Genomic DNA, 23,395 nt, shown 5'->3' with positions numbered 1-23,395 from the left:
CAGGAACAAAAACGGCACCGATAAGGTGCCGTTTTACGTTCAGCGAGCTTAGAAACCGAGTCGGTCACGCAGGCTGTAATACCACGCGCCCAGCGCAGTCAGCGGGGTGCGCAGCACCTGGCCACCGGGGAACGGGTAGTGGGGCAGGTCGGCGAACGCATCAAAGCGCTCTGCCTGACCGCGTAGCGCCTCGGCCAGTACTTTGCCTGCCAGGTGGGTGTAGGTCACACCGTGTCCGCTGCAGCCCTGCGAGTAATAGATGTTGTCGCCCAGTCGTCCAACCTGGGGCAGACGAGACAGGGTCAGCAGGAAGTTGCCGGTCCACGCGTAGTCGATCTTCACGTTCTTGAGCTGCGGGAATGCCTTGAGCATTTTCGGCCGGATAATGGCTTCGATATTGGCGGGATCTCTGGCGCCGTACACCACACCGCCGCCGAAGATCAAGCGCTTGTCGGCGCTGAGGCGGTAGTAATCCAGCAGGTAATTACAGTCTTCGACGCAGTAATCCTGCGGCAGAAGGGTTTTTGCCAGTTCATCGCTCAACGGCTCGGTGGTGATGACCTGAGTGCCGCACGGCATCGACTTGGCCGCCAGCTCCGGGACCAGATTGCCCAGGTAGGCATTGCCGGCCACGATAACGAACTTGGCCCGGACCCTGCCTTGCGCCGTATGCACCACAGGGTTTGCCCCGCGCTCGATACGAACCGCCGCTGATTGCTCATAAATGGTGCCACCCAGTGTTTCAACGGCCGCCGCTTCACCCAGTGCCAGGTTGAGTGGATGAATATGCCCACCGGTCATGTCCAGCAACCCGCCGATGTACTGATCACAGGCCACGACTTCATTGATCCGGCGCTTGTCCATCAGCTCGAGGCCGGTATGCCCGTAGCGCTCCCAAAGCCGCTGCTGGGCTTCGAGATGCGCCAGTTGCTTGCTGGTCAGCGCTGCGAATACACCGCCATCTTTCAGGTCGCACTGAATGCCGTAACGGGAAACCCGATCGCGAATGATGGACGCGCCTTCGAAGGCCATCTGCCCGAGCAATTGCGCCTGGCGTGGCCCCACGGTTCGCTCGATGACATCGATGTCGCGGCTGTAGCTGTTGACGATCTGCCCGCCATTACGCCCCGATGCGCCGAAGCCGACCTTGGCCGCTTCCAGCACCGTGACCCGAAATCCGTTTTCCAGCAGGAACAGCGCGCTGGACAAACCTGTGTAACCGGCTCCGATGACACACACGTCAGTTTCGACTTCACCCTGCAGCGCCGGACGTTCCGGGGCCGCGTTGGCTGAAGCCGCATAATAGGACTGCGGGTAGGGCGTGTTTGCCATCCTGAGACTCCGTTTAATATTCTTGACGATGGCGGCAATCGTACCCGAGATATAAAAGCTCTGCCAGCAGCAGGCCAAAAGAGCCCTTGTCTGTCGATTGGTAAAAAACGCTGTATTTCATAGGGTTAGCAAAAAAACAGATTGACAGGCATTCGCATATCCGTAGAATGCCGACCCACAGCAGGCACGTAGCTCAGTTGGTTAGAGCACCACCTTGACATGGTGGGGGTCGTTGGTTCGAGTCCAATCGCGCCTACCACATAAAATCCGCTCTGCTGGGCGGTAAGAAAAGGGCGATCCGAAAGGGTTGCCCTTTTTGCTGTTTTTGTCCCGTCCTGAATAAGGTTTACACCTTCTGACCCAATCTCAGGAGGGCGTAATGAGTTCAGCAAAAAGGCGCAGTCAGCGTGGATCCAGGCGTTCAGCAAAGTTCTAACGCAGCGGGCAAGGGAGCAACGCTTGGCACATCATTCGGACAGGGGCGTCCAATATTGATCCGAGCTTTATCAGTGGCTGCATACCAAATACGGCATCACCTGTTCAATGACCGATGGGTACGACTGCTACCCAAATGCGCTGGCGGAACGTGTGAGCGGAACGTTGGAAACCGAGTTCTTGCTGCCTCGTTCCAAAGATTTTGCAGAGGCCATCCGTATGGTGTGCGCGTCGGTGCAGATCTATAACAACGGGTGGCCTCATCTGTCGCTGAAATACAAGACGCCCTATGCGGAGCATCGAGCGTGTCGAGGCTAAAAAAGATGTGAACCTGGACACGAGTGTACTGTTCGCGAAATAACCTACTCATTTTTATGGAAATCTGCAGTTGGTTCTTTCGAAAACAGTACACTGACCCTAAATTTTTAGGGTGAGCAGCAGCGTAGTCTCTTTCTGAATGTTGTAGTCAGTCAGTGTCCGATCATCATCCAGCCTTTGACCCGCAAATAATAACCTTTGATTTTCCGGTGGTGGCGCTAGAAGCAGATTGTCTTGTATTTTGGATTTTACATTGCCTATCGTGTCGGACGGTTCTACATCAAGTTCCAGTTTTCCCCCTGGTATTAGCAGGGCGGTAGTAAGTGACTGTATATAAATTTTCACGGTATCACCTCAGTGTTTTATGATTGGCTGCGTTTGATGATGAGCCTCTACTTTGGCCATCCAATGCGTATACACGCAAGGCAAGGTTATTGTGACTGACGAGTGAGCGATACTCGTAAGGTTGATAGCTATAGGGGCTGATACCTGATTGAACGGCAGGTCTTTGGTGTCTGGCATTAAAGAGCAAAACACCCCAGCGGGTACTGGACCATTTTTGAAGACGCCTGATCGGTGTCATCAGTCCCGAAATTTCACGTATTCAGAGGGTTAATGCAAAAAAGCGTTTGGCAGGTATTCGCATATCCGTAGAATGCCGACCCACAGCAGGCATGTCGCTCAGTTGGTTAGAGCACCACCTTGACATGGTGGGGGTCGTTGGTTCGAGTCCAATCGCGCCTACCAGACAAAATCCGATCTGCTGGGCGGTAAGAAAAGGGTCAGCCGAGAGGCTGGCCCTTTTTTGTTTTGCTGTCAGTTGCCAATGATCGAGTAGACGCGTGTGTTGCGCAGTCCTCCCTGAATGCTCATGCGATCCTGTCTAAGAGTGCCTTCGTACTCAAATCCGACCCGCTCGGCGAGTCTCTGGCTCGCCAGGTTTCTTTCATCCATTGTCAGAAACACGCGATTAGCCATCAAGTTGTCCAGCGCATAGCTGACCAATGCTGCAACGCCCTCACTTATCAGGCCGGCGCCAAGGTATTGAGTTCTGCCCCAATAGCCTACTTCAAAGCTTCGCAACTGCCAGTTGGCATTATGCAAGCCGCTGCTTCCTACTAATGCGCCGTTGTTTTTCAGAAAGAGAAGAGCCCTGAGATCCTCATTCAGGAGGAACCGGGCGTAGGCATGGCGGCAGATCAGTTCGGACTGATCGATACCAGGAGTCGGCGTTGCCCAAGCCAACCATTTCTGCAAATGCTCGGCCGATTCGGCAACAGCCTGATTGAAAACGATGCCGTCACCTGGCTTTGCAACGCGAATCAACAAACGCTCTGTCTGGATTGCTGCAGGCAGTAGATTGGATTCTGTCATAGACAATGGCCACGATGCGTTGGACTGCCGGCAGGCTTTTGACGCCGCCGGCTAGCCAGGAACCCAAAGATCTCATCAGTGGCCTATCAGTACTTCGAGCCCACCTTTGTATCTGCCTTGCATAGTTTCCAGTCCGGCGTCGGGGGCGGGCCCGGGATGTCTTTAATGATAATGACGAGCCCGTCAATTCCCACTCTTGCATAGCGATTCGTGATAGCGGCCCCGTCTGCGGAGGCAGAGTTGCTTTCATTGTTGCTCTGAACCGAGCCTGAGCCGTTATCAACCACCAGTGCGGACACTTCATCGTCCATGATTTTTCTCCTGAGTAACGCATAGTTCGACGCCTATGACGCTAGCAAGGCTACTGCGGCCGGATGATGAGTGATACTGGTAAATGTGCTAGGTAAGGTTTCGAAAGGTGCGTGAACACAAGAAGGCCGCTCGATCAGCGTGCTGGAAAGACGAAAGGAATCCGATGGCGCGTGATCACTGGCAGGAGCCTTAAAAAATTCACGTATTCAGAGAGTTACTGCAAAAAAGCGTTTGACAGGCAATCGAATATCCGTAGAATGCCGACCCACAGCAGGCACGTAGCTCAGTTGGTTAGAGCACCACCTTGACATGGTGGGGGTCGTTGGTTCGAGTCCAATCGCGCCTACCAAACAAAATCCGCTCTGCTGGGCGGTAAAAAAAGGGTCAACCGAGAGGTTGACCCTTTTTTGTTGTGCTCGCTTTACCCGTAGCCAGTGCCGGCTCTCGTGCCAATGCGAGCATTGGCACGAAATGGCAAGTTGCCTCAGGGAATCAGGCGGTCACGACGCAGCTTTTCAAACACGTCGAAGAACGCATCGTCACTGGCCTGGAACGCCGTGAAGCCCAGCTTGCGGCTCTTCGACATGTCCGTGACAACTTCAATCGGACGGCCGAGATCGGCATCGCTGTGCCATGGTGAAATCAGGCGGTTGATGTCACTTTCCTTTAGCTGATGCTCGCGAACGATGTCATCCCAGACCGCCTGATCGTTGGCCATCTGCGTTTCCAGCGGGGCAGGCTCGCTCGGAAAATCGGCTGGCTGCAAGCCGAAGTATTCGGCGATCTGTCCCCACATCCAGCTCCAGCGAAACACATCGCCATTGGTGATGTTGAACGCCTGATTGGCCGCTGCAGGTGTGGTCGCGGCCCATAGTTGCTGGCGGGCCAGCTGCCGCGCATCGGTCATGTCGGTCAGGCTGTCCCACTGCACGCGTGAGCCCGGGAACACGAAAGGTCGGCCAGTGGCTTTACAGATCGAGGCGTAAACGGCCAGGGTCGTCGCCATGTTCATCGCATTGCCGACGGCAACACCGGTCACGGTATGCGGGCGATGGACGCTCCAGGTAAAGCCATCCTTCTCGGCGGCAGCGAAGACTTCGTCTTCCTGGGCGTAGTAGAAGTTCTCGATATCCAGGCGCGCCTGCGACTCCCTGAACGGCGTTTGCGGCAGGGTGCCTTTGCCATACGCTTCGAACGGGCCGAGGTAATGCTTGAGGCCGGTCACCAGCGCAACATGCTTGACACTGCCAGCGGGCCGCACAGCGTCCAGCACGTTACGCACCATCGCGGCATTGACGCGGATGTTTTCTGCTTCAGTGGCCTGACGCGACCATGTAGTGATGAAAATGTGGGTGGGCTTCACATCAGCCAGAGCCGCATGCACGGACTCCGGGTTCTGCAGGTCTGCAGCTACCGGGATCACGCCGGGCCGCGCTGACGGGCTACGGGAGAGGGCGGCAACCTGCCAATCGTTGTCCAGTAACAACTGCGTGATTGCGCTGCCGACAATGCCACTTGCGCCAACAACCAGGGCGGTCTGAGTCATAGGGGTCTCCTGAGACGGGGAAGAAAGTAATGAACCGTCTGCTGTCTCAGAACAGCATCAGGCCATACCGTTCAACCCGATTGTCCCGATTACCCTGTAACGTGGCTCCGGGTACCGGGAACGCCTTCGGACTCGGTTGCATATGACTTGACGATGGTTTTGGTCGCACTGCTGGCTTTCAGGTCACCAAGTTTTTGCGGCGCAAGCCATTTGCAGGCGGCAATTTCGTTCTGCGGCGATGGCTCGCTGGAGGCTGGGACCTGCGCGGTGAAAACGTAATGGGCCACTTGATCCTTCTCGTACACATCGAGGTACAGAAGATCAAGGTCAGCAAGCCCGGTTTCCTCGCACAGTTCACGCACTGCGGCCTGAAAGGGCGTTTCACCCGCTTCTATCTTGCCACCAGGTAACGCCCAGCGCGATTTCGGTTTGCGCACATAGAGGACCTGGCCGTCACGTTTGCAGATGACTGTCGCGCGTTGTTTCATAATCCGTTGGCCTGTTAAACGTCCGTTGACATGAGTATCTGCAAGGACTGCGTGAACTTGAGACTCAAAGACTGTCAGTAGTAGTCACAAAAATGTAATGAATAGTTCATTTTTTAGGGCGGGCCGCTCAGGCCGTAAAGGGAAACGGCCAGAGCGGATCGCGCAGCAGGTGGTGTGCCGATGCCTGCAATCAGAGTCCTGCAACTAGAGTATGGACATCAGTGGGCGATTGGCGGCGATCGGTTCACCGGGGGCGACGTACGGCATGTCAAATCGCAGCCTTCCATGGCTGCCAGGTGCGCATCAGGCAGCGTTCGAGTCGGCAGCCGCTTCCTGCTTGAGGCTGTCCATGTCGATGACGAAGCGATACTTGACGTCGCCCTTGAGCATCCGCTCGTAAGCCTCGTTGATGTCCTGCATGTTGATCTTTTCGATGTCGGAAACGATGCCGTGCTCGGCGCAGAAGTCCAGCATTTCCTGGGTTTCCTGAATGCCGCCGATCAACGAGCCAGCCAGGCTGCGACGCTTGAAGATCAGGTTGAACACCGCAGGCGACGGATGCGGCTCTGCCGGCGCCCCGACCAGTGTCATGGTGCCGTCGCGCTTGAGAAGAGACAGAAAGGCGTCCAGATCATGCGGCGCTGCAACCGTGTTGAGAATAAAGTCCAGGCTGTTGGCCTGAGCAGCCATCTGTGCCGCGTCCTTGGATACCACCACTTCGTCTGCGCCCAGACGCAAGCCATCTTCGCGCTTGTTGGGGGAGGTCGTGAACAGCACCACATGGGCACCCATGGCGTGGGCGATCTTGACGCCCATGTGGCCGAGACCGCCAAGCCCGACAATGCCGACTTTCTTGCCAGGGCCGACCTTCCAGTGGCGCAAGGGTGAATAGGTGGTGATACCTGCGCACAACAGCGGCGCGACGGCGGCCAGGTCGGCATCATGTGAGATGCGCAAGACGAACTTCTCCTTGACCACGATCTTGTCGGAGTAGCCGCCGAAGGTGTTCTCGCCGCCAAACACCGGGCCATTGTAGGTACCGGTGAAGCCGCTCTCGCAGTACTGCTCGTCACCTTCGGTGCACGATGTACATTGCTGGCAACTGTCGACCATGCAACCGACGCCAGCCAGGTCGCCGACTTTGAATTGCTTGACGTCGGAGCCGACCGCCGTGACCCGGCCGACGATTTCGTGACCCGGAACAGAAGGATAGAGTGTGTTGTGCCACTCATTGCGCGCAGTATGCAGATCGGAGTGGCACACGCCGCAGTAAAGGATGTCGATCTGAACATCGTCAGCGCCGGGCGAGCGACGTTCGAATTGATGGGGCTTGAGCGTGTCCTGAGCCGATTGCGCTGCGTAGCTGTATGTCTTGACCATTACTGTCACCTGTTCAATGGGGATAAGTGTAACGCCGTACGACAGCATAGCCGAGCCTCGCTCATTGACCTCGCTGTCTGGCGATGCACATGAATCTGACCCATGGGGCAGCCATGTAGTGCCCCGCGTCACACAAGCGTCATCGGTACGCCGAAGGGTCTGCCAAAAAGGTATGAACTTTGCAACAATGCGTTTTTACGCTTGTAATCTTTGGTCATGGTTTAAAGGATGACCGCCGTCGGCTCATGCATCTGGTGTTTCCATGACAGTCTCACTTCTGGCCACGGGCCTCTGCTCAAGCGTAGCTCGCACCTCAATTGCTCCCTGCAGCGCGTTGCCAGCCAACCGCGACCGATTCTCCTGTCAGGCCTCTATCGAAGCCCTCATAAGCGTGGCAAGGGAGCAGACAGGAGCCATTGCCTGGGCTGCCTACGCCGCGGGTGAACTGAAATGCCTGCTCGGGCAAGGCGACGACACCGTTGTCTGGCCTGCACACATCGCCGCTGAAGACTTCGAGACGTATTGCACTCAATTGCAGCTGCATTGCCGGGTCGCAGGGCAGGGCGAGGGCGTGCTGGGTTGGGTGTTGGCACCGATGGCTGAAAAAGACCATCCCTTGCTGTTGGATCTGGCTGTCAGGCTGGGCTCGCTGTTGCAGACCGCGGCGTTGATCCGCGCGCAGAACACGCAGCGTGTTCTGTATGAAATTAGCCTGCTGGCCAGCACTACGCTGGACCGCAGCGCTTTTCTGCAAGGCATTCATGAGCAACTCGGGACTCTGATCGATGCCGAGAACTTCTACGTTGCGCTGTATGACCGGCAAAGCGGCAAGATCACCTATCCTTATTACATTGACCGATTCGATGAAGAGGCAATGGCACACGAGACGTTCGAGTTTATCGACGCTGACCGGATGTCGCTCACCGGGTATGTCTTGAGCAGCGGGCAGCCTTTGTTTCTCGATGCTGCCGGCATCGAACAGGCCAAAGCCGACAACCGGTTTTACAGCGTTGGACGTCTACCCGAGTTCTGGATGGGCGCGCCCTTGAAAAACGCATCGGACGAAGTCTTTGGCATGGTCGCGATGCAGGTTTATGACGTGTCTCGTGTCTACAGTGCCCAGGATCGTGCATTGTTCGCCGTGGTGTCGCGTCACGTGGCCATGGCACTGGACCGGCAGTTGCATCGCACTGACCTGGAGCAGGTAGTGGCTCTGCGCACGCAACAGCTTTCTGCAGCCAACGACGCGTTACGTCAGGAGGTCAGGGACCGCGAGCGCGCCGAGCATCTGCAGAATGCCCTGTTCCAGATTGCCGAGCTTTCCAGCCAGCCCGGTGACATGAACGAGCTTTTTCGCAGCCTGCACATGATCGTCGGCGAGTTGCTGGTGGCGCTCAATTTCTACATCGCGCTTTACGACAGTGCGACGGGCGAAGTGACCTTTCCGTACTACATTGACGAGTTCAAGCCCGCGCCGCCGCGCTCACGGCGCGGGCAGCGGGGGTTTACCGAGTATGTGATAGGCCAGCGGCGACCTTGCCTGATCGATTACGAGGAAGCTCGCAGGCTGGAAGGCCTTGGCGAGATCGAGGTACAGCGTCAATCCGGTCGTTGCTCTTCATGGCTGGGCATTCCGCTGTTCGAAGGTGGGCAGGTGCGCGGTGTGCTGGTGGTGCAGAGCTATTCCAAGGATGTCAGCTATACCTTGCGCGATCAGGAGCTGCTGACTTTCGTTTCTCGCCACATCGATACGGCACTGTCCCGGCGCAGCGCGGCAGAAGCGATCCATACCGCCAATGTTCTGCTTGAAGCCAGGGTTCGAGACCGGACCCGTGAGCTGGACCAGGCCAACGCCAGGCTGCAGCACGAAAACTCCCATGACTCACTCACCGGGCTGCCCAATCGTAGCCATCTCCAACATCGTCTGAGGCAGGCATGGCAGGACTTCTGCAGCAATGGCCAGCAAGTGATCGTGATGTTCATCGATCTGGATCGCTTCAAGATGATCAATGACAGCCTGGGTCATCACTGCGGCGACATCCTTCTGGTGCAGGCCGCTGAGCGCCTGCGCAGTTGCATGCGCGAACGCGACCTGCTGGCGCGGCTGGGCGGTGACGAGTTCGCCGTGTTGAGCATCGACACGCCGCTGCAGACCGGGACGGAGATCGCTCAGCGAATACTGACTGCGTTCGAGCAGCCGTTCGTGATCGATGATCACACGGTGTTCTCTTCCTGCAGTATCGGTGTGGTGGGTGCCGACAGTCGCTTCCATCAGGAACCGGCTGACCTGCTGCGCGATGCCGATACCGCCATGTACCGGGTCAAGAACGGCGGGCGGGACAGCTTCGCGGTGTTCAATCAGGCGTTACGCCGCGAGGTGTCTGATCAGGTCGAGCAGGAAGGTGCGCTGCGCACGGCGCTGAAACGTACGGACCAGTTGATTCCCTATTTTCAGCCGGTGATCTGCGTCAATAGCGGAAAGTTGCTGGCGTTCGAGGCGTTGATCCGCTGGCGTATGCCGGATGGGCGGATCGTCGGACCAGAGAGCTTTCTGCCTGCGCTCGAGGGACTGCGCCTGATTGGCCGTCTGGACCTTTATATGCTCAAGCGTGTGATTTCCATCCTGGCGCAACCCGAGAACAGTCATTGGCCACCCGTACATGTGAACTGTTCGAGTTACAGCATCACCCGCCCGGCGTTCGCCGCGGAAGTACTGGCACTGCTTGCCGAGCAGAATGTCGCGCCTGAACGTCTGTGCCTGGAACTCACCGAAGGCGCACTGGTGGTCGATCCCGAGCAGGCACGCCTGTCAATGAAGCTCCTGGCCGAGCAAGGCATGTCGGTCATGCTCGACGATTTCGGCGCAGGCTTCTCTTCGCTCAGCTACGTGCATCAGTACCACTTCAGCGGATTGAAAATCGACAAGTCGTTTATTTTCGGCCTGACCTCCAGTGTGCGTAGCCGCGCTATCGTGCGTGCCATTGTGCGCATGGCCGAATCCCTCGATCTGACCGTAGTGGCCGAAGGCGTCGAAGACCTTGAAACGCTCGAGCTGCTGCGCGAAATCGGCGCCACACAGGCGCAGGGCTACTACTTTTCCGAGCCGTTGCCGATTGAGCTGCTGGAGATCAACACCGGCCGCGCGGCAGGCTGACGCTCGGCCAGTGTTTGCCGCAGACGGCAGGCTGTATCCGTTCTTTGACGCGCTCGATTTGCCTGGTTTTTATTTAAGCTTTTAAAATCAACAGGTTATTGGTTTTCAAGACAGTTGGCACTGGACTTGCTTTTGAACCTGCGCAACAGGTTCATCAGGAGGTGAGAGATGATTATTGGCACGAGTGCGCTTGAGCAGCTTGTTTCCCGGGCTGTTGTCGGGCGCAAGACCGTAGATGAGGTGTCCCAGGACGCCTTCAGCTCGGTCGCTGCCGCTGGCCTGACATCAGGTTCGGCACCGGTTACCGCGCAGACCAGCAGTTCGACATCGCAAGACAGCAAGCAGGAAAACAGCGGTTACAACGAATCCTTTGCACGGATGATGATCAACCTGAAGTCCGCCGGTGATACGTCACTGTCAGAAAAGACGGCTGACCGTGACAACGGTGTCATCGGTTCAGTGGCTGGCAGCACCAGCACCACTGACACGTCATCGACAGATTCGGTACAACAGAAATTCATGGACTCTCTGAAGCAGACAGCCGAAGAGAAAGTGCGCGAAAAGCTGACGGGTATTACCCAGAAAGACTATGACGCCATGGCACCTCAGGACCAACTGGCGATTGACCAGAAGGTTCAGGACGCGCTCAAGGACAAGCAGAACGACGTTGCGGATGACATCAACACCCGCATCAGAGGTATCAAGGCCGGTATGGTGGCTTGATGTTTGTTCGGCGACTTTGATGGCTTTTTCTTGAGCCGGGCGATGTTTCGCTTGCCCACGAAGACTACCGCCCATACACCGCAGTTGATGCGTGTGTATGGAGGTAGCGTTTAAGCCCTCTCACCCCAATTGATGCCTGTACGGCAAATCCGGCCCGACCTTTGTGCAGGTCAGCGCGGCCGCGCCGACGGCGAAATTCAGCATCTCGTCCAGTGTTTCCCGTGACAGCGTCGACAAGCCTTGTGGCGTGTCGAGCTGGCGTTCACTGAGGAAGGTCAGCAGCGCGGCCTGAAAAGTATCTCCAGCCCCGACGGTATCGGCGGTGACCACGGTTTTTGCCGGCACCGACCAGGTGCCGTGCTGGCGGGTGAAGACGCTGGCACCTTGTGTGCCGCGAGTGATGATGACCAGTTGCGTACGCTTGCCGAGCCAGCCTTCGGCGATCTTTTGTGGATCGCTGTCCGGGTACAGCAGGTGCAGGTCCTCGTCGCTGACCTTGATCAGGTGCGCATGCTCGGCGAACGCTGCGACCTGGCTGCGCCAGCGCTGAATATCCGGTGCTGGATTGAGGCGCACATTGGGGTCCAGCGAGATCAGCCGTGTGCTGCTTTCACGGGCTACCAGCGCCAACAGCGTGTCGGCAATCGGCTGCACCACCAGTGAAAACGAGCCGACGTGAATGCCGCGTACCTGCCCGTCGAGTTCCGGCAAGTGTTCCAGGCGCAACTGCCGGTCCGCGCAGCCCTCGCCTCGAAAGCTGTAAGTCGGCGATCCATCGCTGCCCACGGCGACCATGGCCAGTGTGGTGGGCGCGTCGAAGTCGATCAGGTGATCGGTATTGACCGTTTCCTTTTCCAGCACGGCACGCAGACGGCGGCCCAGGTAATCGGTGGACAGCCCGGCAAGGAAGCTTGCGTCCACGCCCAGACGGCGCAGGCCAATCGCAACGTTGAACGGAGAGCCGCCGGCAATCGCATCGAACCCCAATCTGTTCAGGGAACCGTTGTCATCCGCGCGGGTAAAAATATCGAACAGTGCTTCGCCACAAACCAGAAACATAAGTGCTCCATGAAAAACGCTTCAAACCTTGCGCAATTGCGCCTGATAACGCTGATAGACCTGCTGATAGGCGGCCACATTATGCACCACAGGATGCGTCTCACTGTCTTGATCGAGACTCACGCAGCGTTCGCAGAGGTGCTGCAGGTCCTGAGCCTTGCCGTTAGCGCGCGACCAGCACCAGGCCGCTTGAATGGCGGCGCCCAGTGCGGCGGCTTCCGAGTGGTCGGTGCAGATCACCGGTGTGTTCATGATGTCGGCCACGATCTGCCGCCACACGGCACTTTTGGAGCCACCGCCGATCAGACGGATCTTTTCGCTTTTGATGCCGCTGTCGCGCAACAGGTCCAGCCCGTAGCGAAGGCCGAAGGTAGTGCCTTCGACCACCGCGCGAGACAGGTTGGCCTGGGTCAGATTGGTGCTGTCCAGCCCGACGATGCTGCCGGTCGCATCGGGCAGGGCGGGCACGCGTTCGCCGTTCAGAAAGGGCAACATCAGTACGCCTTCGGCACCGATCGGCGCCTGGGCGACCGCCTGATTGAAGCCGGCGATGTCGAGGGCGAACAACTCGCGAATGGCGGTCGTCGCGTTGGTCAGGTTCATCGTGCAGATCAGCGGCAACCAGCCGCCGGAGGATGAGCAGAAAGTCGCGACCGACTCATGCTCGCTGACCCGCGCCTCCTCGGCGTAGGCATACACCGTGCCCGAAGACCCCAGGCTCATGGTGATCAACCCCGGCTGGATATTGCCTGTGCCGATCGCGCCCATCATGTTGTCGCCGCCGCCACTGGAGACCAGAGCGTCAGGGTTCAGGCCCAGCAGTCTGGCGACTTCAGGACGCAGTACGCCCACCGATTCGTGGGCTTGCAACAGCTGTGGAAGTGCCTTGCCCAGACGACCGCTCGGGTCGATGTGCGCGAGCAATGGCAGGTCCCACTCGCGAGTGCGCACGTTGAAATAGCCGGTGCCCGACGCGTCGCCAAACTCGGTGCAGCAGCGGCCGGTCAGCCAATAGTTGAGGTAGTCATGGGGTAGCAGCACCTTGTCGATCCGCTCGAACAGATCCGGGTATTGCTCCTTGGTCCACAACAGTTTCGACACGGTATAACCTGGGGCGATAACCAGGCCAAGGCGTTGCAGCGACCCCTGCGCGCCGCCCAGGTAGTCCAGCAGGCGCTGGTTTTCCGGTGCCGACTCGGTGTCGCACCACAGTTTGGCCGGGCGCAGTACCTGGCCCTGAGCATCGAGCATCACCAGACCATGTTGCTGGCCCGAGACGCCGATGCCCTGAATCTGCTGGCCGGAAATGCCCGCCGCTGCGAGTGCATCGCGGGTCGCCTGTTGCAGCGCGTCCAGCCATTGCTGTACGTCCTGTTCACGGCGGCCGTTATGGTCGCTGATCAGGCTGTGCGGCGCCGAGCCTTCGCCCAGTACGGTGCCGCTTTCGGTATCGAGCACCAACACCTTGGTGCCTTGGGTCCCGCAATCGATTCCAAGAAACATGGGAAGTCCCTCAGGCCTTGGCAACCAAAAGTTTTTCCAGTGTGCCACTCACACCCAGTGTGCGGAGATCATTGAGGTTCTGCTCGAAGGCCGCCACGAATGCTGCGGATTTCGGAATGGCCGAGCCAAAGATTTCTTCCACTGCCAACAAGCGCTGAGTAATAAGCGTGTCATCAGCCACCAGCGCCTGACAGAACCCGGCACGCGGGTCAGGAATGGTGTAGGTCGTGCCGTTTTCGTCGACACCCTTCAGATACAGCGCCCATGCAGCGACCACCAGCGAAGCGCGTTCGAGATTGCCCTGATCGACGATCAGACGATTGATCGTCGGAATGGTGAACTTGGGAAATTTCGACGATCCGTCCGAGCAGACCCGTTCCAGCTGGTCGGCAATCGCCTTGTTGGAAAAGCGTTCGATCAAGGTGTCCTTGTAACCTTCCAGATCGATACCTGGCACCGAAGCCAGTTGCGGGGTCACGTCCAGGTCCATGTAGGTGCGGATATAGCTCACGAACAGCGGGTCATTCATGGTTTCGTGTACAAAACGATAACCCTTGAGGAAGCCCAGGTAGGTCAGTGCAAGATGACTGCCGTTGAGCAGTTTGATCTTCATCTCTTCATAGGGCGTCACGTCATCGGTGAACTGCACGCCGACTTTTTCCCACGCCGGGCGACCATTGACGAACTTGTCTTCCAGCACCCACTGCACGAATGGTTCGCAGACCACCGGCCAGGCGTCGTCGATGTGTTTGTCATCCGCCAGTTGCAGCCGGTGGGCTGCGCTGGTCATTGGCGTGATGCGATCCACCATCGCGTTGGGAAAGCTGACGTTTTCCTTGATCCAGTCATGCAGATCGGCATCGCGCAATGTGGCGAATGCCAGCAATGCCTTGCGTGTCACTGCGCCGTTGTGTGGCAGGTTATCGCAGGACATCAGGGTGAAGGCCGGTGTGCCTTGCGCGCGGCGTCGAGCCAGTGCGGCGCAAAGAAAGCCGAATACCGTTTTTGGCTGATCCGGGTTCGCCAGGTCGTGCTGGATCTGCGGCAGATGGGCCATGAACTGACCGTTGCTGTCGTCGATGCAATAACCGCCTTCGGTGATGGTCAGCGAGACGATGCGGATGTCCGGGCTGGCCAGTTTGTCGATCAGCGCCTGCGGGTTGTCGTCGGCCAGCAGCATGCCGCTGATCGAGGCGATGATACGGGTTTGGGTGTCGGGCGTGTCGCCCAGTTCATAGAGCGTGTACAGGTAGTCCTGTTGCGCCAGTGCATCGCGCACGGCCTTGTCTTCAGGACGCAAGCCCACACCGCAGATGCTCCATTCAAAGCCTTCGCCGCTGTTCATCAGCGCATCGGTGTAAAACGCCTGATGCGCCCGGTGAAAGCCGCCGACGCCGATGTGGGCAATGCCCTGGCGAGTGTTGTCGACGGTGTAGGCGGGCAGGGCGATGTCGGCGTCCAGTTGGGACAGATTGTTTTTGTTCAGTTTCATGACGGGCTCTCCGGAACTCAGGCTGCGGCGGTCTGCAAGGTTTTGGCAATCACCAGACCTTGAGCGTCGAACAGGTGGCATTGGGCACTGTCGAGATGCAGGTTCAGCGTCTCGCCGTACTGGCTGGCCAGGTCACCACGAATACGCATGGTCAGCGCCTCGCCCGAATGGGTGCGCACGTGACAGTAGGTGTCACTGCCAAGACGTTCGCTGACGTCGGCAATCACCTGCAACTGGCAATCGTCGCCCTGGGCAAGGTTCAGGTGTTCCGGGCGGATGCCCAGCGTTACCGCAGCGCCGATGCTTTGTCCTGCGCCATTGACCGGCAGGCTGATGCGCGTGCCGGCATCCAGCTCGACTTCGCAGCTGGTGTTGTCCGCCCGGCTGATTCTGCCCTTGAGGAAGCCCATTTTCGGCGTGCCGAGAAAGCCGGCAACGAACAGGTTGGCCGGGTGGTGGTACAGCTCGAGCGGCGAGCCAACCTGCTCGACCTTGCCGCCGTTGAGGACGACTACCTTGTCGGCCAGGGTCATGGCTTCCACCTGATCGTGCGTCACGTAGATCATGGTGGCCTGCAGCTCTTTATGCAGGCGCGACAATTCCAGGCGGGTCTGCACGCGCAGCGCGGCGTCGAGGTTGGACAGCGGCTCGTCGAACAGGAAAATCTTCGGGTTGCGTACAATGGCCCGGCCAATCGCGACACGCTGGCGCTGCCCGCCGGACAGCTGCTTTGGCTTGCGCTCCAACAGCGGCCCGAGCTCCAGAATGCGTGCGGCTTCATCAACCTTCTTCTTGATCTCGGCCTTGTCACCGCCCGCCAGATCCAGTGCAAACGACAGGTTCTTGCCGACGGTCATGTGTGGATACAGCGCATAGGTCTGGAACACCATGGCCAGGTCGCGCTTGGCCGGGGTGACCTGCGTGATGTCACGGCCATCGAGTTCGATGGTTCCCGACGTCACTTCTTCAAGCCCGGCGATCAGCCGCAGCAGGGTGGATTTGCCGCAGCCCGAAGGCCCGACGAAGACCACGAACTCGCGGTCTTTCACATCCAGGTCGATACCCTTGATGATCTGGTGACCGTCAAAGCCTTTTTGCAGATTGCGGATGCTCAGGTTAGCCATGTTGGATTCCTTCTTGTTCTTTGGGCCGGGCTATTTGACAGCGCCGAACGACAGGCCGCGAACCAGTTGTTTCTGACTGATCCAGCCGAAAATCAGAATGGGCGCACACGCCAGGGTCGAGACCGCTGACAGCTTGGCCCAGAACAACCCTTCAGGGCTGGAGTAGGAAGCGATCAAGGCAGTCAACGGCGCTGCGGCGGATGAGGTGAGGTTCAGCGACCAGAATGCTTCGTTCCAGCACAGGATCAGCGACAGCAACGCGGTGGAAGCCAGGCCGCCCTTGCAGATCGGCATCAGTACGCGAAAGATCTCCTGGCGGGTGCTGGCCCCGTCCAGCCGCGAGGCCTCGAGGATCTCGCCGGGGATATCCTTGAAGTAGGTGTAAATCATCCAGACCACGATCGGCAGGTTGATCAGCGTATAGATGATGATCAGCGCCAGCCGCGAATCGAGCAGGCCAAAGGTCTTGGCCAGCAGATAGATCGGCATCAGCACGCCCACCGGCGGCAGCATCTTGGTCGAGAGCATCCACAGCAGTGTACTCTTGGTGCGCTTGGTCTCGAAAAACGCCATGGAATACGCCGCAGGAATCGCGATCAGCATGGCCAGCACCGTGGCGCTGAAGGAAATCAGCACCGAGTTCCAGGCAAAATGAAAGTAATCGCTGCGCTCCTGAATATGCAGGTAGTTTTCCAGCGTCGGGGTGAAGAACAGCTGTGGCGGTGTCGCGAATGCATCGATCTCGGTCTTGAAGCTGGTCAGGACCATCCAGAAGATCGGAAAGAACACCAGCGCAGCGATGATCCAGGACAGAGCCCCGAGCAGCAGGCTTTGCAGACGGCGTGATTGTTTGAGGGTCATCATGGCAAGGTCCTCATGACTTGTCGGTGAGGTTTTTGCCGATCATCCGGATCAGGATGATCGCCGCGATGTTGGCTATGACCACGGCAATCAGCCCGCCCGCCGAGGCCATGCCGACGTCGAACTGCAGCAGCGCCTGGATGTAGATCAGGTAAGCCAGGTTGGTCGAGGCAAAGCCCGGCCCGCCGTTGGTCGTGGTGAAGATTTCAGCGAATACCGAAAGCAGGAAGATCGTTTCGATCATCACCACCACGGCGATCGGACGCGCCAGGTGCGGCAGGGTCAGGTGCCAGAAGATCGCCAGCGGACCGGCGCCGTCCAGCCGCGCTGCTTCTTTCTGTTCCTGGTCGAGCGACTGCATGGCGGTCATCAGGATCAGAATGGCGAAGGGCAGCCATTGCCACGACACGATGATAATGATCGACAGCATCGGGTAATGGGCGAACCAGTCAATCGGTTCGGCGCCGAAGAACTTCCAGACCGCCGCAAGTACGCCGGACACCGGATGAAAGATCAGGTTTTTCCAGATCAGCGCGCTGACCGTGGGCATGATGAAGAACGGCGAGATAAGCAGTACGCGAACGATGCCGCGACCGAAAAACTCGCTGGCTTCCAACAGTGCCGAAATCAGCACGCCGAGGATCACACTGATCGCCAGCACACTGCCGACCAGCAGTAATGTATTGCCGGCACCCGGCAAGAAGCCGCTGTCGGTCACGAAATACTGGAAGTTCTCCAGGCCGACGAATTCGTTTTCGCCGGGGGAGAGCAGGTTGTAGCGGATCAGCGAGAAGTAAATGGTCATGCCCAGCGGCACGATCATCCACACCAGCAGAAGCGCCACGGAAGGACTGACCAGAAACCAGCCCGGCTTGAATCGACGGCTTTTGAGCGGTTGCTGTTCGCCGGACAGGTCCGTGCGTTCAGGGGAGGCTGAGGTATTCATGGGGAGCTCCGAACCGGATTGCACCAGAGTTGTTGCGCAGTTGAGCGGCAGGGCGAAAGCATTGGCTTTCGCCCTGGTGAGTGACGGTTACTTTTTCGGGTAACCCGCTCGTTTCATGTCGCGCGCGGTAGCGTCTTGCGCATTCTTCAATGCCTGATCCACCGTGAACTGACCTATGAGTGCTGCGGAGAACTGCTGACCGACGCTGGTGCCGATGGCCTGGAACTCGGGAATGGTGACCAGTTGAATGCCGACGTAAGGCACGGGATCGCGCGTTGGGGCCGTGGGATCGGCTTTCTTGAGCGACTCCAGCGTGATGTTGGCAAACGGTGCAGCCTTTTTATACTCGTCGGTATAGGTCGAGGCGCGCGTACCAGGTGGTACGTTGGACACACCGTCGGTATCGGCGACCAGTTTGGCGTACTCTTTCGAGGTGGCCCACTGGGTGAACTCGGCAGCGTCCTTGGTGTTCTTGGCGCTGGTCGGGATTGCCAGCGACCACGAGTACAGCCACGATGAGCCCTTGTCGGTCACTTCGTGCGGGGCGTAGGTGAAGCCGACGCTGTCAGCCACTTTGCTCTGCTTCTTGTCGGTCACGAACGATCCGGCCACGCTGGCGTCGACCCAGATGGCGCACTTGCCGCTGTTGAACAGCGCAAGGTTCTCGTTGAAGCCGTTGCTGGAGGCGCCCGGCGGGCCGGACTGCTTCATGGTGTTGACGTAGAAGTTCAGCGCGTTCTTCCACTCTGGCTGATCGAACTGTGGCGTCCACTGCTTATCGAACCAGCGCCCGCCATAGGCGTTGGCCAGCGTCGTGATCAGCGCCATGTTCTCGCCCCAGCCAGCCTTGCCGCGCAGGCAGAGGCCGTACTGCTCCTTGGACTTGTCGGTCAGTTTGCCGGCGAACTCGGCAATCTGGGTCCAGGTAGGGCGCTCGGGCATGGTCAGGCCCGCGGCCTTGAACAGGTCGGTGCGGTAGTAGGTGATCGAGGCTTCAGCATAGAACGGCAGGGCGAACAGTTTGCCGTCTACCGACAGGCCGTCACGCACGGAAGGGAACACATCGTCCAGCGCGTAACTGGCAGGCAGGTCTTTCATTTCCTGCAACCAGCCTTTCTGACCCCAGAGTGAGGCTTCGTACATGCCGATGGTCAGCACGTCGAACTGGCCGCCCTTGGTGGCGATGTCAGTGGTCAGGCGTTGACGCAGGACGTTCTCTTCCAGCACGACCCAGTTGAGCTTGATATCGGGGTGCTGTTCTTCGAAGGTTTTGGAGAGGCGTTGCATGCGAATCATGTCGCTGTTGTTGACCGTGGCGATGGTCACGGTCCCCGCTGTGGCACTGCCACTGAACACGAAACAGGTGCTGAGGACGGAACTGGCGAGCAGAAGTTTTGTTGAGTTCTTCATTGATCACTCCTCTTCCACGCCCAAAGGACTGTAGAAGGATGGTTATTGTTTTTTTCTCTTCCGGAGGTGAGGAAGATGTGCACTGATTACACCGGCGTTCGGTCTGAAAGACAAATCCTGCGCCGCACTCTGACTGATACTTTTTTGCACTCGGATGTGAAAAGGCAACAGCGTCGAATCGCCCATAGGGCGGCTTCGGCGCAACTCCAGCGTAGACGATGAGGACGAGGGCGGGGCAAATCAGTACAGGTTTTGTTCGGTCAGACGCTGAACGGCGAGGCGGCGGTAGTGCGACGGGGTCATGCCCTTGAGTTGCTGGAAACGCCGATTGAAGTTGGAAATATTGTTGAATCCGGACTCGAAGCACACATCGGTGACCGGTTTGTCGCCGTCGGCGAGCAGTTCGCATGATTTGCTGATGCGCAGCCGATTGACGAACTCCACGAAGCAGCGCCCGGTAGCCTGTTTGAACACCCTGGAAAAATAGGTCGGCTTCATGCCCAGATACTCGGCGACTTCCTCCAGCGGTAGCTCGCGGCCATAGTGGGCGAAGATATAATCCACCGCCCGGTTGGTGCGATCCACGCTGTGCTCGTCCGCCGTATGGGCAACCGCTGTGCCCGACAGCAACTGGTAATCTTCACTGGCGGCCAGCAGTTCGAGCAGGATGAAGAAGTGGCCCAGGCGAGTAATGCCTCGCGAGTCGGCGATTTTCTGCATTTGCTTCATCGCCTGACGAATCGTGCGTTTGCAGCGAAATTCGATGCCGTAGCGGGCGCGCTCCAGTAACGGCGTCAGGGTCTTGAGTTCGGCAAACACCTGATTGCCGCTTTCCAGCAGCTCATCGGTAAAGTTGACCAGCATGTCGCGCTTGGGCACCACTTCACCGTCGTCGATCTGGCTGATCCAGTTATGCGGCAGGTTGGGGCCGGTGAGAAACAGGCTGGCAGGATTGAAGTTGCCGATGTAATCACCGACAAATACCTTGCCGGAGCTGGCGACGATCAGGTGCAGTTCATATTCCTTGTGGAAATGCCAGCGCACCAGCGGGCAGGGGAAACCATGCTCGCGGTAGATGATCGACAGACCGTTGTGGTCGTCCATCAATTCGTAGGAAGGGTCGGCAATTCTTGTTGTTTTATTCATTGGCGATGTCATGTTCATCCGTTGCCAGAAGAGTAATGTGCCTGATTTTTCAGTTCAATGCCCGGTCATTGGCAAAAATCGCCTACGATCGGGCCTCTGCCAGTGGAGGCGTTGACCGATGAAACAGATCCTGCTGATCGGCATGGGGGCCGGGGATCCCGAGCAGATCACCCTGCAGGCCGTTGCGGCCCTGAACCGTGCAGAGGTGATCTTCATCCTCGACAAGGGCTATGTCGACGATCAGTTGCTGAGGCTGCGCAAAGAGCTCTGTCAGCGCTTTATCACTCATGAACGCTACCGTCTGGTGCAAGTTCAGGATCCTCGGCGTGAAGATGATCCGCAGGCCTACGAGCGCGGCATCGAAGGGTGGCACGAACAGCGTGCGATACTCTTCGAGCGGTTGTTGACTGATGAGCTTGGCGTGGATCAGGTCGGCGCGTTTCTGGTCTGGGGCGACCCGTCGCTCTATGACAGCACGATGCGCATCCTTGATCAGGTTCTGGCGCGGGGTAAGGAGGTATTCGAATATCAGGTGATTCCCGGTATCACCAGCGTCCAGAGCCTGGTCGCGCGACACCGGATCCCGCTCAATCGCATCGGCGAGTCGATTCATATCACCACCGGCCGACGCATGGCGACAGCTCCGCTGCAGCAGCCCGGCAACGTTGTGGTAATGCTCGACGCACACTGCACATTCGAGCGCTATGTGGGGCAGGGGCTGGACATCTATTGGGGCGCGTACCTGGGCACGCCGGACGAGATACTGGTGGCCGGGCGGCTCGATGAGGTCTGCGAGCAGATCAAGCGGCTGCGCAGCGAGGCACGCGAGCGCAGGGGGTGGATCATGGATACCTATTTGCTGCGCAAACCGGCATAGGCTCTGCGGGAAAAGTGGCTGCGCTCGGTGATGCTGCGTTAAAAACAGGCTCGTGCGCGAGTCCGATCGGAATGCTCATTTACAAACCGTAGAGTCGAACGCGACCCGGCCGTTCCTCGCCTGTTTTTGCCTTGCCTGACCTTCGCTCGCCGACTTTTCTCATTGAGCCTAAGCCGGTTTTTCATCCTTGTTGCGATTCTTCGCTTCGATCCACTGCGCCATGTATTTGGTGCTCTTGTGGTGATGGTGCCGCAGCATGGCGCCGGTGAAGTTCGCCAGACGATGCTCCGCGAGTTCGTTGCGAAGGGTGTCGATGCGTTCGATCAGGCTCGCACAGTGCTGCCGATGCTGAAAGCGCGCCTGCAGCAACGCCTGACCCGCTTGTTGCGCTTCAAGCCAGAGGTTCTGGTCCTGATAAAGCCTGACCGCAGCGCCCGCGATTTCCGCAGGGTTGTCGGCAATGATGCCGGGCCACGGCAGCCCGCCGCTCATGGCTTCCGCACCCATCGGCGTCGTGACTGACGGCGTTCCGCAGAGCATCGCGTCCATCAGCTTGCCTTTGATGCCGGCCCCGAAGCGCAATGGCGCGAGGCACACCCGCGCATGGGACATGACCTCCAGCGCATCCTCGGCCCAGTGCTTCACATGAAAGCCCTGCGAGGCATTGTGCAGCGCCGAGGCCTTGGGTGGCGTGTAGGCACCGTAGATGTGCAACTGAGCGTCAGGCAGTTGCTGACGAATCAGCGGCCAGATAGCGGTTTTCATCCACAGCACCGCATCCCAGTTGGGCGCATGGCGGAAGTTGCCGATGCTGAGGAAGTGCGCACGCTCTGCAAAAGGCCGGAAGCTGTCGGGCGCGCCGTCGATCATCAGCGGACACCAGTGCAGCAGCGCGGCGGGCAGGCCGAAAGAGCCGCTCAACAGGGCGATTTCGACATCCGACGTCATCAGGTTGAGGTCGCAGCGATACAACGAAGCAATTTCGCGCTGCGCCAGATCACTGGATGCGATCCGCCGGAAAAGCTGCGGCGCTGAAACGTCGGCGCTGCACGGTCCGGCCTCGGCGCAATCGCTGTTAAGCAAATCCTTCAACAACTGATGGCGTGCGTGGCGCAGGCTCTGAAAATCCGACGTTTCCAGAATGCGTAGTGCGTCGGGACACTGCTGCTCGACGCGCCAGCCGAACTGTTCCTCGATCATGAACTGATCGAAGAGCACGACGTCAGGCTGCAATTCGCTGACAAACACGTCAAAACTGCTGTCGTTGAGCGCGATGTGCACTTCGCGGATGCCCAGGCTGAGCAGATCGGCGCGGTGCTCGCCTTCGGTGGCAGGGCTGGCGAAGGTGATCTGCCAGTCCTGCTCCAGAAAGCATTGAATCAGTTGCATCATGTGCCCGCTGGCAGCCGAGGAACGCGGCTCTGGCCATACGTAGCCGATGATCAATAAGCGGGTGCTGACAGGCTTTTCAGTGCTGTTGAGGGCAGCGTCGATATCAGTCAAGGCTGTTTCCAAGAATGCTTTTTACCTTGTCACGCAACTGGTCGATGGAGAACGGCTTGCCGATCGAGTGCATGCCTGGCGGCACGTCGATATTTTCCGAGTAACCGCTGGCGAACAGCACCGGCAATTGCGGGCGAAGTTCGATGACCTTTTTGGCCAGTGCGGTGCCTTTCATGTCAGGCAGTCCCTGGTCAGTCATCAGCAGGTCGATGTGATTGGAATCGTCTGCAACAAAGGTCAGTGCCGACGTAGCGTCCTCGGCTTCCAGTACCCTGTATTCCAGCTCTTCGAGCACGTCGACAATCAGCATGCGCACTATGGCGTCGTCTTCGACCACGAGAATGGTGCGGGCTGTGTCGGGCATGGTTGACTCCTTAAACCTGAATAATGGCGATAGCGCAGACAGTGTGGA

General features: G+C 58.3%; 20 protein-coding genes, 3 tRNA genes and 1 pseudogene. 7 read left to right on the top strand and 17 right to left on the bottom strand.

All coding sequences use genetic code 11. The features are described from left to right. Positions 1 to 48: 48 nt before the first annotated feature. Complete coding sequence (locus JOE34_RS19640; protein WP_046266654.1) at positions 49 to 1,332, bottom strand: FAD-binding oxidoreductase; 1,284 nt, start codon at positions 1,330 to 1,332, stop codon at positions 49 to 51. Positions 1,333 to 1,514: 182 nt separating this feature from the next. Here JOE34_RS19640 and JOE34_RS19635 point away from each other — a divergent pair. Together JOE34_RS19635 and JOE34_RS19630 are read left to right on the top strand one after the other, a co-directional pair. Continuing rightward, positions 1,515 to 1,591: transfer RNA gene (locus tag JOE34_RS19635), tRNA-Val, on the top strand. Positions 1,592 to 1,791: 200 nt separating this feature from the next. Continuing rightward, positions 1,792 to 2,085 (top strand): annotated as a pseudogene (locus tag JOE34_RS19630) (integrase core domain-containing protein); the annotation flags it as partial. 99 nt (positions 2,086 to 2,184) lie between these two features. Here JOE34_RS19630 and JOE34_RS19625 read toward each other — a convergent pair. After that, positions 2,185 to 2,430 (bottom strand): ubiquitin-like protein, encoded by a 246-nt coding sequence (locus tag JOE34_RS19625; protein ID WP_010411423.1) that lies wholly within the window; start codon positions 2,428 to 2,430, stop codon positions 2,185 to 2,187. 325 nt (positions 2,431 to 2,755) lie between these two features. Between JOE34_RS19625 and JOE34_RS19620 the strand changes: the two genes are divergently transcribed. Beyond that, positions 2,756 to 2,832 (top strand) — tRNA-Val (locus JOE34_RS19620). A gap of 69 nt (positions 2,833 to 2,901) precedes the next feature. Here JOE34_RS19620 and JOE34_RS19615 read toward each other — a convergent pair. Both JOE34_RS19615 and JOE34_RS19610 read right to left on the bottom strand, forming a co-directional pair. After that, positions 2,902 to 3,459 (bottom strand): GNAT family protein, encoded by a 558-nt coding sequence (locus JOE34_RS19615; protein ID WP_024665791.1) that lies wholly within the window; start codon positions 3,457 to 3,459, stop codon positions 2,902 to 2,904. A gap of 86 nt (positions 3,460 to 3,545) precedes the next feature. Next, positions 3,546 to 3,770: a hypothetical protein gene (locus JOE34_RS19610; RefSeq protein WP_004403789.1), complete on the bottom strand. Its 225-nt coding sequence runs from the start codon at positions 3,768 to 3,770 to the stop codon at positions 3,546 to 3,548. 273 nt (positions 3,771 to 4,043) lie between these two features. On the opposite strand from JOE34_RS19610, the gene JOE34_RS19605 reads away from it, so the two are divergent. Further along, positions 4,044 to 4,120, top strand: a tRNA-Val gene (locus tag JOE34_RS19605). A gap of 135 nt (positions 4,121 to 4,255) precedes the next feature. Here the strand turns inward: JOE34_RS19605 and JOE34_RS19600 are convergent. The 3 genes from JOE34_RS19600 to JOE34_RS19590 form a co-directional block, all read right to left on the bottom strand. Continuing rightward, entirely contained in the window at positions 4,256 to 5,317 is a 1,062-nt protein-coding gene (locus JOE34_RS19600; protein WP_024665792.1) for an SDR family oxidoreductase, read from the bottom strand. Positions 5,318 to 5,406: 89 nt separating this feature from the next. After that, positions 5,407 to 5,805: an NUDIX hydrolase gene (locus tag JOE34_RS19595; protein WP_010411436.1), complete on the bottom strand. Its 399-nt coding sequence runs from the start codon at positions 5,803 to 5,805 to the stop codon at positions 5,407 to 5,409. Positions 5,806 to 6,108: 303 nt separating this feature from the next. Next, positions 6,109 to 7,185, bottom strand: a complete 1,077-nt coding sequence (locus JOE34_RS19590) for an NAD(P)-dependent alcohol dehydrogenase (RefSeq protein ID WP_024648965.1) — start codon at positions 7,183 to 7,185, stop codon at positions 6,109 to 6,111. 262 nt (positions 7,186 to 7,447) lie between these two features. On the opposite strand from JOE34_RS19590, the gene JOE34_RS19585 reads away from it, so the two are divergent. Together JOE34_RS19585 and JOE34_RS19580 are read left to right on the top strand one after the other, a co-directional pair. Beyond that, entirely contained in the window at positions 7,448 to 10,339 is a 2,892-nt protein-coding gene (locus JOE34_RS19585; RefSeq protein WP_024665794.1) for an EAL domain-containing protein, read from the top strand. 168 nt (positions 10,340 to 10,507) lie between these two features. Further along, on the top strand, positions 10,508 to 11,062 hold the full coding sequence (locus JOE34_RS19580) for a hypothetical protein (RefSeq protein ID WP_017278212.1): 555 nt from the start codon (positions 10,508 to 10,510) through the stop codon (positions 11,060 to 11,062). A gap of 120 nt (positions 11,063 to 11,182) precedes the next feature. On the opposite strand, the gene JOE34_RS19575 is transcribed toward JOE34_RS19580, so the two are convergent. From JOE34_RS19575 to JOE34_RS19540, 8 genes are all read right to left on the bottom strand, one after another. Next, positions 11,183 to 12,121: a carbohydrate kinase gene (locus JOE34_RS19575; RefSeq protein ID WP_122220418.1), complete on the bottom strand. Its 939-nt coding sequence runs from the start codon at positions 12,119 to 12,121 to the stop codon at positions 11,183 to 11,185. Positions 12,122 to 12,142: 21 nt separating this feature from the next. Further along, entirely contained in the window at positions 12,143 to 13,624 is a 1,482-nt protein-coding gene (gene xylB / locus JOE34_RS19570; RefSeq protein ID WP_209996471.1) for a xylulokinase, read from the bottom strand. A gap of 10 nt (positions 13,625 to 13,634) precedes the next feature. Continuing rightward, a complete protein-coding gene (locus tag JOE34_RS19565; RefSeq protein WP_209996470.1) occupies positions 13,635 to 15,116 on the bottom strand; it encodes a mannitol dehydrogenase family protein in 1,482 nt (493 codons plus the stop codon). Positions 15,117 to 15,133: 17 nt separating this feature from the next. Next, a complete protein-coding gene (gene ugpC, locus JOE34_RS19560; protein WP_003420782.1) occupies positions 15,134 to 16,240 on the bottom strand; it encodes a sn-glycerol-3-phosphate ABC transporter ATP-binding protein UgpC in 1,107 nt (368 codons plus the stop codon). A 30-nt stretch (positions 16,241 to 16,270) separates the two neighbouring features. Further along, a complete protein-coding gene (locus JOE34_RS19555; protein WP_003347187.1) occupies positions 16,271 to 17,104 on the bottom strand; it encodes a carbohydrate ABC transporter permease in 834 nt (277 codons plus the stop codon). A 10-nt stretch (positions 17,105 to 17,114) separates the two neighbouring features. Then, the gene (locus JOE34_RS19550) at positions 17,115 to 18,047 is read right to left on the bottom strand and encodes a sugar ABC transporter permease (RefSeq protein ID WP_003318051.1); all 933 of its coding nucleotides are present in this window, start codon (positions 18,045 to 18,047) and stop codon (positions 17,115 to 17,117) included. 87 nt (positions 18,048 to 18,134) lie between these two features. Continuing rightward, the gene (locus JOE34_RS19545) at positions 18,135 to 19,457 is read right to left on the bottom strand and encodes a sugar ABC transporter substrate-binding protein (protein WP_046266472.1); all 1,323 of its coding nucleotides are present in this window, start codon (positions 19,455 to 19,457) and stop codon (positions 18,135 to 18,137) included. 240 nt (positions 19,458 to 19,697) lie between these two features. After that, on the bottom strand, positions 19,698 to 20,603 hold the full coding sequence (locus JOE34_RS19540) for an AraC family transcriptional regulator (RefSeq protein ID WP_003420778.1): 906 nt from the start codon (positions 20,601 to 20,603) through the stop codon (positions 19,698 to 19,700). A gap of 118 nt (positions 20,604 to 20,721) precedes the next feature. Here JOE34_RS19540 and cobF point away from each other — a divergent pair, with 118 nt between their 5' ends. Beyond that, positions 20,722 to 21,480: a precorrin-6A synthase (deacetylating) gene (gene cobF / locus JOE34_RS19535; RefSeq protein WP_004417887.1), complete on the top strand. Its 759-nt coding sequence runs from the start codon at positions 20,722 to 20,724 to the stop codon at positions 21,478 to 21,480. Positions 21,481 to 21,648: 168 nt separating this feature from the next. Here the strand turns inward: cobF and JOE34_RS19530 are convergent, their stop codons facing one another. Both JOE34_RS19530 and JOE34_RS19525 read right to left on the bottom strand, forming a co-directional pair. Continuing rightward, positions 21,649 to 22,983 carry a glycosyltransferase family 4 protein gene (locus JOE34_RS19530; protein WP_046266471.1) on the bottom strand — a complete coding sequence of 445 codons (1,335 nt, stop codon included), beginning with the start codon at positions 22,981 to 22,983 and terminating at the stop codon, positions 21,649 to 21,651. Beyond that, positions 22,976 to 23,347 carry a response regulator gene (locus JOE34_RS19525; RefSeq protein WP_003318056.1) on the bottom strand — a complete coding sequence of 124 codons (372 nt, stop codon included), beginning with the start codon at positions 23,345 to 23,347 and terminating at the stop codon, positions 22,976 to 22,978. Before JOE34_RS19525 ends, JOE34_RS19530 begins: the two co-directional genes overlap by 8 nt. Positions 23,348 to 23,395: the final 48 nt, after the last annotated feature.

Source organism: Pseudomonas sp. PvP028 (assembly GCF_017832255.1).
Taxonomy (GTDB): Bacteria; Pseudomonadota; Gammaproteobacteria; order Pseudomonadales; family Pseudomonadaceae; genus Aquipseudomonas; species Aquipseudomonas syringae.
Note: the sequence above shows the minus strand (reverse complement) of the source record. Positions and strands in the feature narration are given on the sequence as shown.